Below are 13,737 nucleotides of genomic sequence, written 5' to 3'. Positions count from 1 at the left end.
ATTTAAAATTAACAGGAAATAATAAATTCCTATTAATATCTAATGCATTTTTAACTAAAATTATTGCATAAAAGATGTTATAAGATTCATAAAAAATCAAAATTTGAGACGCTAAGCAACAAGTATTTAGTAATTTTGTGTTTAATTAAATTTAAAAGCTTTTTATGAAAACAATAAAACATATTTTAATGCTTGCCGTAATGGCAACCTTTGCATTTAGCTGTAAGAATGAAGCCAAAACAGAAGTAAAAACAGTTGAACACGCTAGTGAGTCTGTAGCTAAATTGGATCCAAATGCAACTTATGCGAAAGCGGAGTTTACTATTGAAGGTATGACTTGTGCTATTGGATGCGCTGCAACGATTGAGAAAAAAATCTCAAAAATGGAAGGTGTAAAATCGTCTAAAGTTGATTTTGATAAAAAATTAGCTATGGTAGAGTATGATGAAGCTAAAGTGTCTCCTGAATCTCTTACCAAAACAGTTACAAGTGTTGCCGATTTATATACTGTAAAAAATATGAAAGTTGTTGACGCCTTCTCTACTGTAAAATAAAACACAAAAGCTTGTGAGCCAGGATGCGAAAAAGCATGCTGCAAAGCTGGAGTAAAAGAAGGTAAAAAAATGGAATGCGCTGTAGATTGTAAAGACGCTTGTTGCGCTAAAAAAGCTTAATATCTTTTTACTTTAAAAATAAATTATAACGCTTTGGTTTAATAAACTGAAGCGTTTTTTTTATTTCCATTTAATGGTTTCCATAAGGTGCTTCATATCCTTTTGGATATATTGTGATGCAGGAAGTATAGAATCGTAATTTGGTTTTGTATTAAAATACAAAGAGGCTGTAATAAAATGATTTATACTATCTGTAACATAAAATTGCACTTGAGAAGCTACATTTCCTTTTACTTCCGATAATAAACCGTAAACTTTATTCGCATTATTTTCATAAGGATACACCGGTATTTCATCGGCTTTTTTAGTGTGTTCTAAAGTGAGTTTTTGGGCATCTTCTATAAAATCGTATAATCTTTTTTTATCATTTTCAACCGCTTTATAAGTTAAAAAAATAGTCCCATTTAACGTAGAGTACTCAATATTTACGCCATAACTCTTAGTTACTTGTTGCAAGGGCTTTACCTTAATATCTTGAGCTATCGTATTGCCTTGAAATGTAAAAGGTAACGCTTTAAAATGAACCTCGGAATAGTTAGCTTCTGGATATTCTAACCTTAAAAACCCCTTTGGTTTTGGCACATAATCTTCATGGCATGCTAAACATGATACCGCTAATAAAAATATACAGAACCTTTTCATAAATTATGTTATAGTAAACTTAACGAGTCTTATTCTTTTTTTATCTAAGGCTTCAATAGTAAAAACGTAATTTTTAAAATTTATTTTACTGTTTAGTTTAGGAAAACTTCTCGAAATCTCTAAAACAAAACCTGCAATGGTTTCTGCCTCCCCTTTGTTATCTTCAAAAGTGGTTTCATCTTCAATTTTTATAATCTTATAAAAATCTTTTAAAGCTGTTTTTCCTTCAAAAACAAAATTATTATTGTCGAGCTTGGAGTACTTTAAATCCTCATCATCAAATTCATCACTAATATCTCCTACTATTTCTTCTATAATATCTTCTAAAGAAATTAACCCTGAAGTTCCACCATATTCATCTACAACAACAGCTAAATGGACTTTTTTTTCTTGAAATTCGGTCATTAAATCGTCTAATTTTTTATTCTCAGGAACAAAAAATGGTTCACGAATTAGTGTACTCCAATCAAATTGTTTTCTATCAATATAGGGTAGTAAATCCTTCACGTATAAAATACCTTTAATATGATCAATGTTATCTTCATAAACCGGAATTCTAGAATAGCCATTTTCTACAATTTCGGGCATAATATCCATATATTTTTGCTCGATATTAAGAGCAAAAATATCAATTCGTGGGCGCATAACCTGCTTTGTATCCGTATTACCAAACGATACAATACCTTGCAAAATTCTTTGTTCTTCTTTGGAAGTATCATCATCACTAGTAAGCTCGAGAGCCTGAGATAATTGATCGACACTTAAATTCGATTTTTGTTTACCAAGTTTACTATGTATAGCCAAGGTTACACTGCGCATTGGCAAACTTATTGGAGATAGTAAAACGTCTAGCACTTTAAGCGGATAGGCCATAAAACTGGCAAATTTTAAATTGTTACGACTGGCATAAATTTTAGGTAAAATTTCACCAAACAATAAAATTAAAAAAGTAACAATAACAACTTCTAAGGTGAACTTAATAATAGGATTTGTAATACCCGAAAACAAGTTACTACTTAAATAAGCAAATAAGATAACAACAGCTATATTTATAAAATTATTAGCCACTAAAATGGTTGCTAGCAACTTTTTTGGGCGCTCTAACAACTGAAGTACAATTTGAATACGTTTAGATTTAGCTTCCAAATCGGGCTCAATATCAGCTTTCGATAATGAAAACATAGCCACTTCTGCACCAGAAATAAGTGCCGAGCAGAACAATAGCAAAAATAATAATAGGTATCCTAAAGCAACTGAAACATCGATTGCTACAAATAAACTAAATAAACTGGTGGGATCAGGATCCAATAGCTTGGGTTTTAGTTAAACACAGAGGTCTCGAAAAAATCGATAACACTTTTAAAATGGTAAGTCGTCATCAGTATCCTCAATAGATTTGCTTTCTGCTTGCGAACTAGCGGCAGCTGGCTTGGATTGCTCTGACGCTTTAGCTGTATTATTTTCGCTTTCTTTTTTTGTAGAAAGAAAAGTGAAATCGGAACATTGAATTTCCGTAGAATATCTATCGTTACCCTTATCGTCTTGCCATTTTCTGGTTTTTAAACGTCCTTCGATATATACCTTATCACCTTTACTTAAATATTTTTCGCAAATTTCAGCACCTTTATTTCGCACAACAATATTATGCCATTCGGTATTTGTTACCCGTTCATTGGTTTGCTTGCTAACATAAGTCTCGTTAGTAGCCAAAGGAAAACGACCAACACAGCCACCTCCTTCAAAGTAGTGCATTTTTACTTCATCACCCAAATGCCCTATTAGCATAACTTTATTTAATGTTCCAGACATAAATATTAAATTTAACAGAATGCAAAAATAGACAAATAATTCCTATTTATATCCAATCGAAATAGATTGTTCTTTTTAAAAAAAGCATTCTAAATTCTTTCTCTAAATTAACAAAAAAATATTATTTGCAAGTGTTAATTATTTAAAAATTAAAGGCTTCAATAAAATCACCTATTAATATAGGTACCGCAAAATCACGAATATTTTCAGTAGAAACACCATCTACAGGGAGCTTTGCCACTTTAACAATCCAGAATTGTGTATAAAGATGCTGGTGGGATAATTTATGCACAATAGCATCTTTATTATATAAGAGTAATTTAAAATTTTGTTTAATCAATAATTCATGACTTTCAATTAATGATTTAAACGCACTAAAATCTACTGCGTTTTCCGTTTCAACTAAAGGAAATTGATACAAATTTTGCCAAATACCTTTACCTTTCCGCTGTTGTAAAATGGTTTTTTCATCATCAGAAATAAAAACTAAAAAATTAAAATGCTTCTTTTTAGCCTTGGCCGATTTAATTTTAACTGGTAACTCCCCAATAATGCGTTTATTAAAAGCAATACAACTCGTATTGAATGGACACACCGTACAATCTGGGTTTTTAGGCTTACACTGTGTGGCGCCAAATTCCATAATGGCTTGATTAAATTCTGCCGGCTGCTTTTTATCAATTAATTTTTGAGCCAGTAATTTAAACTCTTTAGCGCCTTTACTAGAGTTTATAGCTGTAGAAATTCCAAAATATCGAGATAACACCCGGTACACATTTCCATCAACCACGGCAGTATCTTCGTTAAAACAAATAGAAGCTATGGCACTGGCTGTATAATCGCCCACCCCCTTTAATTTTAACAGCTCTTTATAGGTGTTTGGAAATTCTCCGTTTAAATTGCTCGCTATATGTTTAGCTGTTGCATGTAAATTTCGCGCCCGAGAGTAATATCCTAAACCTTGCCAAAGTTTTAAAACTTCGTCTTCATGTGCGTTAGCCAAATCGAAAACACTAGGATATTTAGTGATAAAATCATCATAATATGGTAACCCTTGTTTAACTTGAGTCTGCTGCAAAATAATTTCCGAGAGCCATATATAATAAGGGTTTGCGGTTTTTCGCCAAGGTAATTCCCGCTTATTTACTGAGTACCAATGGATTAAAATTTTAGAAAATATCATAGTTGAATTTATAGCGGTTGCAAAAATAAACGTTTATAATCTTAAATTTTAATGAATTAGGTTTGAAATATTGAATATTTAATCCCTATATTTGCATCCCTTTTAGAATTTATAGAAACATTAAAAATAATAGCAATAATGACAAAGGCTGATATAGTAGCAAAAATTTCTGAGAAATTAGGGATTGAAAAAGGAGATGTTCAAGCAACTGTTGAAACATTTATGGAAGAGGTTAAAACTTCTTTAGAAGGTGGAGACAATGTATATTTAAGAGGTTTTGGTAGCTTTATTATAAAAACTAGAGCAGAAAAAACAGGTAGAAATATTTCAAAAAACACTACCATTAAAATACCTGCACACAATATCCCTGCATTTAAGCCTGCAAAAGTATTTGTAGAAGGCGTTAAAACAAATGTAGACGTAAAATAAAAACACAGGTACTGAAATCGATTCAGTATTAAACGGAATTATTAATTTTAAAACACTTTATTTATGCCAAGTGGTAAAAAACGTAAGAGACATAAGGTAGCAACTCACAAACGTAAGAAACGTAGACGCGCTAACCGTCACAAGAAGAAAAAATAAACCAAAAAAAGTAGTTAGTTTAGCTACTTTTTTTGGTTTTAAAAAACAAACAAAGTTCTTTGAAATGAGTTCGTTCAATTAAAATAATGAACTCCACAGATTTATTAAAAAAATCCTGTGAGGTTTAGCAAAGCAATTTACTAAACCAAAATATTGTATAATCCATCTGTCTCGATTTTTCGAGGTGGATAAAAATTAACAAAATGGATAAAGAATTGATTATTCGATCTAGTCCCGAGCATGTTGATTTTGCCTTATTAAAAGATGGAAAACTTATTGAATTACAGAAAGATGAAGACGATAACAATTTTTCGGTTGGCGATGTGTTTATTGCCAAAATAAGAAAAACGGTTCCTGGTCTAAATGCCTCATTTGTTAATGTAGGTTACGAGAAAGATGCATTTTTGCACTATCACGATTTAGGTCCAAAATTACCTTCTCTTCTAAAATTCACAAAACGTGTAAGCACAGGTAAACTTAAAGATTTTTCTTTAAAAAATTTCCCATTTGAAAAAGACATCGATAAAGACGGTAAAATTGTCGATGCCTTAAAATCAAACCAATCACTATTAGTACAAATAGTAAAAGAACCCATTTCTACCAAAGGCCCTAGAATAAGCTCCGAGCTCTCTATTGCCGGTAGATATATTGTTTTAGTTCCTTTTTCAAACCGAATTTCTATTTCTCAAAAAATAGAAGATCGGGAAGAGAAAGATCGACTAAAACGACTGGTAAAAAGCATTACCCCTGCGGGTTTTGGTATTATTGTTCGTACAGTAGCACAAGGCAAAAAAGTAGCCGAACTAGATAAAGATTTACAAACATTGCTTAGTCGTTGGACCGCAATGTGTAAAAAATTACCAAAAGCGCATCACCCCAGTAAAGTATTAGGCGAAATGAATAAAGCTTCCTCTATTTTAAGAGACATATTCAACGACACCTTTACCGGAATTACAGTTGATGATGAAACGCTTTTTGAACAAATTAAAGACTATTTGCAAGAAATTGCACCTAAAAAAGAATCAATCGTTAAATTGCATCAGTCCAAAACCCCGATTTTCGAAAAATTCGGTATCGAACGACAAATTAAAACCTCGTTTGGTAAAACCGTATCTATGGCAAAAGGCGCCTATTTAGTAATAGAACATACTGAAGCTCTTCATGTTATAGATGTAAACAGCGGAAACCGATCTAATAAAGCCAATAGTCAAGAAGACACCGCATTGGAAGTCAATTTAATTGCAGCTACCGAAATGGCCCGCCAATTGCGTTTACGCGATATGGGAGGTATTATTGTAGTCGATTTTATTGATATGACTTCTGCTGAAAACAGGCAAAAACTCTTCAATCACTTACGTGATGAAATGAAGGACGACAGAGCAAAACACAAAATATTGCCGCCAAGTAAATTTGGACTTATTCAAATAACGAGACAACGCGTTCGACCAGAAATGAACATTAAAACACGTGAGGAAAATCCAGACGTTATTATTAATGGTTCCGAGGTAGAAGCACCAATAGGTATTGTAGAAAAAATTGCAAACGACCTAGAAAGATTACTAAAAAAAGACTATAAAAAGTTGACTTTAAACACACATCCTTTTATAGCAGCCTTTCTTACCAAAGGCTTTCCATCTATACGTTCAAAATGGTTTTTTGAACATAAAAAATGGGTTAAAATTTTACCAAGAGATGCTTACACGTATCTAGAATACCATTTTTTCGATCAAGATGGTAATCAAATTAAATAACACACAACCCCTTTCTAATTAATTAGTTAGGGGTTTGTTTTTTTTGGAAAATATACAACTTAAAAATTAGCAAAATATTACTTAAATTAGCTTTACGCAAACTAGCTAAATCTATAAACATGATAACCTTCATTTTTAATGAAACATTAAGAATAGTTGAAACCGAATTTAAAGGTGACATTAGCGAAGAAGATATTCTTGAATATATGGACGTTTTTAAAGACAATAAAACATACCCAAGACATTTGAAAACCCTTGTAGATATGACTCAAACCAAGTTTTCATTCTCTTACCGCTCTTTAAAAACCTTTAATCTAGCTAAAACAGAATCGTTAAAACATTACCACATCGTAGCATCGGCGATCATTGTCAATAACCCAGCAACAGCCGCGATAGCCACATTATATCAAGCCATTGCCTCTAACAAAAAATACAAATCTAAGGTGTTTTCTACTCGAAGTGCCGCAATAAGGTGGCTCGAAGCGTTTAATTTTACCGACAACTAGACTATTATGGTGCTGGGTTAGGAATTGCTACTTGTACTGCATTTATTTCATCCAAAACTACATCGCTTAACACCATATAGATACTTGCTATATTATCTTTTAGCTGCTTTAAATTTGTTGCCCCTATAATGTTACTAGTTACAAAAGGCTGCTGATTTACAAAAGCCAAAGCCATTTGTGCTAAATTTAAACCATGAGCTTCTGCTATTTTAAAATAAGCTTTTACAGCTTGGTTTGCTTGTGGGCTACTATAGCGCCCAGAAAACCTTGGAAACAAATCGAATCTCGAATTTTTAGGCATTCTACCATCCATATATTTACCAGATAAAGACCCAGAAGCCATTGGGGAATATGCCAATAAACCAATACGTTCTCGCATTGAAACCTCGGCTAAATCACTTTCAAAAGTTCTATTTAATAAAGAATATGGATTTTGAATGGTGGCCATTCTAGGTAAATTATGAGTTTTAGACTCTTCTAAATAACGCATTACACCCCAAGATCTTTCATTAGAAACTCCAACATGTCTTACTTTTCCAGACTTGATAATTCCGTTTAAGGTATTTAAAACCTCATTAAAATTATCTTGCCATGCATCGTTTGGATTGTGCTTGTAATCGCGTACTCCAAAATAATTGGTTTCGCGTTCCGGCCAATGTAATTGAAATAGATCGATATAATCCGTTTGCAATCGTTTTAACTCGTTGTTTACAGCCTCATTAATAGCCTCTGCACTAAACCCTGTTGTTCTAATATGAGCCGTATAGTCGCCAACTCCAGCTATTTTAGAGGCTAAAACTATTTTATCTCTTTGTCCTGTTTTTTTTAACCAAGTCCCAATAATTTTACTAGTTCGTCCTTGTGTAGCTGCATCGGCTGGAACAGGATATAACTCGGCCGTATCTACAAAATTAACTCCATTTTCTAAGGCATAATCTAATTGAGCATGTCCTTCTTGCTCTGTATTTTGATTTCCCCAAGTCATGGAGCCTAAACATATTTTACTAACTTCTATATTGGTGTTAGGGAGGGTTGTATATTTCATTACGCTTTTTTTTGGGGGTAAAGATAAAAAACCTAACAAATATAGCATTATCCTTAACCCGCTTTATAACCTATTACTCTTAAAACACCAACCCAACCTAAAGACAAAGATGCTTAATTGAAACAAATATAACTAATTAACACCCTAAACAAACACTCCATAAAAACGGTTTAACCCCTGTAAATACTGATAATCCCGCGTTAGGGATTGAGCGGCCTGTTTGAGCTCTTTTTGTGTTGTTGCACCTATGCAACACAAAAAAGCGAGTAGCGAAAGCCCGACCTTTAGGGAACGCAAAAAATATTTGAAAAATAAATTGAAAAAAAGTTGGAAATTCAATTTTTTGTATTTCATTTGCAACATTATTAGCTGAACGATTTGAACTCTGTTTCTGTGTTCGGGCTTTTGGACATTAGGAAGTCATTTCCAAAAGCTGCTTACCGATTAAGCGACCGAATTTTAAAGCTAACTTCCGTTTCTGCCATATATGCTATCCAGTATAAATACGGCTTTGTGCCTACTACTCAACGGGAAATCCAGATTTGATAGTATTTATTTTTTATTGACTTAACATGTAGTTAATCTGCATAGTACATCTTTAACTTTTTAAAATAAATACATTGAATACTAAATATATTGATTTAATAAATCAGACATTTGATTTTCCACAAGAGGAATTTACATTAGAAAACAAAACTTTACAATTCCACGGCATCGACCTTATGGAATTGGTTGAAACCTACAGTGCACCACTAAAGTTTACGTATTTACCACAAATTTCGAACAATATAAATCGCGCAAAAAAATGGTTTGCCGATGCTATTGAAAAAACGGGATATCAGGGGAATTACAACTATTGCTACTGTACAAAAAGCTCGCATTTTAAGCATGTTTTAAATGAAGCTTTAAAGAATGATATCCATATTGAAACCTCATCGGCTTTTGATCTTGATATTGTTGAAAACCTAAAAAAAGAGGGCAAAATTACCGATGATACTTTTGTAATTAGCAATGGTTTTAAGCGTGCGCAATATGTGACTAATATTGCTAGATTAATTAATAACGGACATAAAAATGCCATTCCGATTATTGATAATTATGAAGAAATCGAGTTACTCTCTAATGAGATTAATGGCAATTTTAATGTTGGGATTAGAATAGCGTCGGAAGAGGAACCTAAATTTGAATTTTACACTTCGCGTTTAGGAATTGGATACAAAAACATTGTGCCTTTTTACAAAGCTCAAATTCAAAATAACGAAAAGGTGAACTTAAAAATGCTTCACTTTTTTATAAACACAGGTATTCGGGATAACGCATACTATTGGAACGAGTTAACTAAATGCTTACGTGTTTACACCAACTTGAAAAAGATTTGTCCAACCTTAGACAGCTTGAATATTGGTGGTGGTTTCCCTATTAAAAACTCTTTGGTTTTTGATTATGATTACGCTTATATGGTGGAAGAAATTGTAAACCAAATTAAAATTGTTTGCGATGAAGAAGGGGTTGATGTTCCAAATATTTTTACAGAATTTGGAAGTTTTACCGTAGGTGAAAGTGGTGGTGCTATTTATGAAATTTTGTACCAAAAACAACAAAACGATCGTGAAAAATGGAACATGATAAACTCATCGTTTATAACCACTTTACCTGATACTTGGGCCATTAATAAACGCTTTGTGATGTTGCCTTTAAACCGCTGGAACGATAGTTACGAGCGTGTTTTACTGGGCGGTTTAACTTGCGATAGTGATGATTATTACAATAGCGAACAGCACATGAACGCCATTTATTTACCAAAATACGATAAAGAAAAACCATTATACATTGGCTTTTTTAATACGGGCGCTTATCAAGAAACCATTGGTGGTTTTGGCGGTTTGCAGCACTGTTTAATTCCGTCGCCAAAACATATATTAATAGATCGTGATGAAAATGGAAACATCACAAAGAAAATATTTAGTGAACAACAAAAAAGTGAAGACTTACTTAAAATTTTAGGTTATGAGCAATAATACCTACGCTGGAATAGAAGAAGAGTTTGCGAAAAAAGGAACCGCAAAAATTGTTTTAATCCCTGTACCTTATGATGGTACAAGCACTTGGCAAAAAGGAGCAGATAAAGGACCGAAAGCTTTTTTAGAAGCATCGGAAAATATGGAGCTTTACGATATTGAAACAGGAACGGAAGTATACCGACAAGGGGTATATTTAGCCGATGCTGTAACCGAAAATGAATCGCCGGAAGCCATGGTGGAAGCCGTGCATAAAGCGACAAAAAAATATATTAAAAAGAATAAGTTTGTTACCATTTTTGGTGGCGAGCATTCGGTTTCTATAGGAACTATTCGTGCGTTTAACGAGATGTACCCAAGTTTAACGGTTTTGCATATTGATGCACATGCCGATTTGCGTAAGGAATATCACGGTTCTAAATGTAATCACGCTTGTGCGGTTTACGAGGCGAGCCAAACCACGAACTTAATTCAAGTGGGTATTCGCTCTATGGACGTGATGGAAAAAACCGTAATGGACGAAGAGAAAACCTATTTTGCTCATGATATGGCTATGGATGATACTTGGGTAGATTCTGCAATAGACCAAATGACGGATAATGTGTTTATCACTTTCGATTTGGATGCTTTCGATCCATCGATAATGCCAAGCACAGGCACGCCAGAACCAGGTGGTTTATTATGGTACGAAACACTAGACTTTTTAAAGCAGGTGTTTGAAGAAAAAAATGTGGTAGGTTTCGATATTGTGGAACTTTGCCCTAATAAAAAAGAAAAATCGTCGGACTTTTTAGCAGCTAAATTGTATTACAAAATGCTAAGCTATAAATTTATGAACGACGACGCAGGCGAAGATTACGATAACGCCTACAACAATACAAAACAAAAAACTAACACAACTAAATTCAGTGACAACGATGAGTACTAAAGGACCAATTTCGCAATTTATAGAAAAACATTATTTACACTTTAACGCCGCAGCTTTAGTGGATGCCGCTAAAGGATACGAAGCTCAATTAGAGTCTGGTGCAAAAATGTTAGTGTCTTTGGCTGGTGCGATGAGTACGGCTGAATTAGGTATTAGTTTTGCAGAAATGATTCGTCAGGATAAAGTACAAATCATTTCTTGTACGGGAGCGAATTTAGAAGAAGATATTATGAATTTGGTAGCACATTCGCATTACAAACGGGTGCCAAATTACCGCGATTTAACACCACAAGAAGAGTGGGGTTTACTTGAAAAAGGTTTAAACCGCGTTACCGATACTTGTATTCCAGAAGAAGAAGCGTTTAGAAGACTACAAAAACATATTGTTAAAATTTGGAAACAAGCAGAAGCTGATGGCGAACGTTTTTTACCACATGAGTATATGTACAAAATGTTGCTTTCTGGTGTTCTTGAGGAATATTATGAAATTGATTTAAAAAACTCTTGGATGTACGCTGCTGCGGAAAAAAACCTACCTATTGTTTGCCCAGGTTGGGAAGATAGTACTATGGGAAATATATTCGCAAGCTACGTACTTAAAGGCGAATTAAAAGCAAGCACCGTAAAATCGGGTATTGAATACATGACCTTTTTAGCAGATTGGTATACCGAAAATTCTAAAAATAATATTGGTTTTTTTCAAATTGGCGGTGGTATTGCTGGCGATTTTCCAATATGCGTAGTGCCTATGTTATACCAAGATATGGAACGTACAGACACACCGTTTTGGAGTTATTTTTGTCAAATTAGCGACTCTACAACCAGTTACGGATCCTATTCTGGAGCGGTACCAAATGAGAAAATTACTTGGGGTAAATTAGATATCGATACACCAAAATTCATTATAGAAAGTGACGCCACTATTGTTGCACCATTAATATTTGCTTACCTTTTAGGTCAGTAGCCATGGATATCAACAACATAGAAAATATAGAATTAAAGTACCTTACGGTAGACGATTTTGAAGAGCTGAAAGCAGCCACTTTAGAATCTTACGGCGGTGTGCTTGATTCATATTGGAAAAAAGACCACATACAAAAATTAACCACCATGTTCCCAGAAGGACAGGTAGTTATTAAAATAGATGGAAATCTTGCGGGTTGTGCCTTATCACTTATTGTAGATTACGATAAAATAGACGACAACCATACTTATAATGATATTATTTCGGGAGAATCTTTTAAAAATCACGATCCCGATGGCGATGTGCTTTATGGTATTGATGTATTTATAAAACCAGAATACCGAGGTTTACGCTTAGGCCGACGCCTTTACGATTATAGAAAAGAAGTTTGTGAAACATTAAACTTAAAAAGTATTGTGTTTGGTGGACGTATGCCAAACTATCATAAACATAAATATTTATCGCCTAAGGAGTATATTGAAAAAGTGAAACGCAAAGAAATTCACGATCCCGTTTTAAACTTTCAAATTTCCAATGATTTTCACCCAGTAAGGGTTTTAAAAAATTATTTAGAAGGTGATACCGCTTCAAGCGAATATGCGGTTTTAATGGAATGGGATAATATTTTTTATACCAAACCCAATAAAAAAGCGAGCAGCGTAAAAACGGTAGTTAGACTAGGCCTAATACAATGGCAAATGCGCCCCTATAAAGGTTTAGACGATTTAATGCAGCAAGTAGAATATTTTATCGATAGTGTTTCGGCATATCGATCGGATTTTGCGGTGTTTCCAGAGTTTTTCAATGCGCCATTAATGGCAGAGTTCAATCATTTACACGAGCCCGATGCTATTAGAGAATTGGCTAAATTCACAGAAACCATTGTTGATAGAATGAAACAGTTATCTATTTCGTATAATATCAATATTATTTCGGGGAGTATGCCAGAATTGGTAGGCGATAAACTTTATAATGTGGGCTATTTATGCCGGAGAGATGGTAGTTTTGAACGTTACGAAAAAATCCACGTTACACCAGACGAAGCTAAAGTTTGGGGTATGCAGTGCGGAAACAAATTACATACTTTTGAAACCGATTGCGGTAAAATAGGTATTTTAATTTGTTACGATTCTGAATTTCCAGAATTGTCTAGATTATTGGCCGATGAAGGTATGGACATTCTATTTGTACCCTTTTTAACCGATACACAAAATGGGTATTCTCGGGTGCGTTTATGTGCGCAAGCTCGTGCTGTAGAAAACGAATGTTACGTCGCTATTGCTGGAAGCGTTGGTAATTTACCCAATGTAAATAATATGGATATTCAATACGCACAATCGGCTGTATTTACACCATGTGATTTTTCATTTCCGAGCAACGGCATAAAAGCAGAAGCAACAACCAATACCGAAATGATTTTGGTTGCCGATGTCGATTTAAGCTTGTTACGTGAACTACATTCTTTTGGAGCTGTAAAAAACCTAAAAGATAGACGAAAAGATTTTTACGATGTTATTCGTATTAAGTAATCATAAATAATTATATTTAGCTTTTGGCTAGATTTTGAATTAAAACCAATTAATCCAATTAGAGGACTATTAATTTTCATCTAAATAGGATACATGTGAAACC

Annotated in this window: 13 protein-coding genes; 8 read left to right on the top strand and 5 right to left on the bottom strand. The window is 33.8% G+C overall.

Features of this window, described 5'->3' with window-relative positions; all coding sequences use genetic code 11:
* Window positions 1-164 precede the first annotated feature (164 nt).
* Window positions 165-554: a heavy-metal-associated domain-containing protein gene (locus tag FQU21_RS06755; protein ID WP_246124781.1), complete on the top strand. Its 390-nt coding sequence runs from the start codon at window positions 165-167 to the stop codon at window positions 552-554.
* 180 nt (window positions 555-734) lie between these two features.
* Here FQU21_RS06755 and gldD read toward each other — a convergent pair whose 3' ends face one another.
* From gldD to mutY, 4 genes are all read right to left on the bottom strand, one after another.
* Window positions 735-1,316: a gliding motility lipoprotein GldD gene (gene gldD, locus FQU21_RS06750; RefSeq protein WP_147677232.1), complete on the bottom strand. Its 582-nt coding sequence runs from the start codon at window positions 1,314-1,316 to the stop codon at window positions 735-737.
* A 3-nt stretch (window positions 1,317-1,319) separates the two neighbouring features.
* Window positions 1,320-2,624: a gliding motility-associated protein GldE gene (locus FQU21_RS06745; RefSeq protein ID WP_147677231.1), complete on the bottom strand. Its 1,305-nt coding sequence runs from the start codon at window positions 2,622-2,624 to the stop codon at window positions 1,320-1,322.
* A gap of 51 nt (window positions 2,625-2,675) precedes the next feature.
* A complete protein-coding gene (locus FQU21_RS06740) occupies window positions 2,676-3,125 on the bottom strand; it encodes a single-stranded DNA-binding protein (RefSeq protein WP_147677230.1) in 450 nt (149 codons plus the stop codon).
* 142 nt (window positions 3,126-3,267) lie between these two features.
* The gene (gene mutY, locus FQU21_RS06735; protein WP_147677229.1) at window positions 3,268-4,308 is read right to left on the bottom strand and encodes an A/G-specific adenine glycosylase; all 1,041 of its coding nucleotides are present in this window, start codon (window positions 4,306-4,308) and stop codon (window positions 3,268-3,270) included.
* Window positions 4,309-4,446: 138 nt separating this feature from the next.
* Between mutY and FQU21_RS06730 the strand changes: the two genes are divergently transcribed.
* The 3 genes from FQU21_RS06730 (at window position 4,447) to FQU21_RS06720 (ending at window position 7,150) form a co-directional block, all read left to right on the top strand.
* A complete protein-coding gene (locus FQU21_RS06730; protein WP_042496479.1) occupies window positions 4,447-4,737 on the top strand; it encodes an HU family DNA-binding protein in 291 nt (96 codons plus the stop codon).
* A 359-nt stretch (window positions 4,738-5,096) separates the two neighbouring features.
* Window positions 5,097-6,644 (top strand): Rne/Rng family ribonuclease, encoded by a 1,548-nt coding sequence (locus FQU21_RS06725; RefSeq protein ID WP_147677228.1) that lies wholly within the window; start codon window positions 5,097-5,099, stop codon window positions 6,642-6,644.
* Window positions 6,645-6,763: 119 nt separating this feature from the next.
* On the top strand, window positions 6,764-7,150 hold the full coding sequence (locus FQU21_RS06720; protein ID WP_147677227.1) for a DUF7793 family protein: 387 nt from the start codon (window positions 6,764-6,766) through the stop codon (window positions 7,148-7,150).
* Window positions 7,151-7,154: 4 nt separating this feature from the next.
* Here FQU21_RS06720 and FQU21_RS06715 read toward each other — a convergent pair whose 3' ends face one another.
* Complete coding sequence (locus FQU21_RS06715; RefSeq protein WP_147677226.1) at window positions 7,155-8,195, bottom strand: aldo/keto reductase; 1,041 nt, start codon at window positions 8,193-8,195, stop codon at window positions 7,155-7,157.
* A 620-nt stretch (window positions 8,196-8,815) separates the two neighbouring features.
* On the opposite strand from FQU21_RS06715, the gene FQU21_RS06710 reads away from it, so the two are divergent.
* From FQU21_RS06710 to FQU21_RS06695, 4 genes are read left to right on the top strand one after another with little or no spacing between them, the layout of a single operon-like run.
* Window positions 8,816-10,213, top strand: a complete 1,398-nt coding sequence (locus tag FQU21_RS06710) for an arginine decarboxylase (RefSeq protein ID WP_147677225.1) — start codon at window positions 8,816-8,818, stop codon at window positions 10,211-10,213.
* The gene (gene speB / locus FQU21_RS06705) at window positions 10,203-11,141 is read left to right on the top strand and encodes an agmatinase (RefSeq protein ID WP_147677224.1); all 939 of its coding nucleotides are present in this window, start codon (window positions 10,203-10,205) and stop codon (window positions 11,139-11,141) included. The genes FQU21_RS06710 and speB overlap by 11 nt, the downstream gene beginning before the upstream one ends.
* On the top strand, window positions 11,131-12,105 hold the full coding sequence (locus tag FQU21_RS06700; RefSeq protein WP_147677223.1) for a deoxyhypusine synthase family protein: 975 nt from the start codon (window positions 11,131-11,133) through the stop codon (window positions 12,103-12,105). Before speB ends, FQU21_RS06700 begins: the two co-directional genes overlap by 11 nt.
* A 2-nt stretch (window positions 12,106-12,107) precedes the next feature.
* Window positions 12,108-13,634, top strand: coding sequence for a bifunctional GNAT family N-acetyltransferase/carbon-nitrogen hydrolase family protein (locus FQU21_RS06695; RefSeq protein ID WP_147677222.1), 1,527 nt, complete (start codon window positions 12,108-12,110; stop codon window positions 13,632-13,634).
* Window positions 13,635-13,737 lie beyond the last annotated feature (103 nt).

This window comes from Algibacter pacificus (assembly GCF_008033385.1).
Taxonomy (GTDB): Bacteria; Bacteroidota; Bacteroidia; order Flavobacteriales; family Flavobacteriaceae; genus Algibacter; species Algibacter pacificus.
This window is presented reverse-complemented; position numbering and strand designations above follow the sequence as displayed.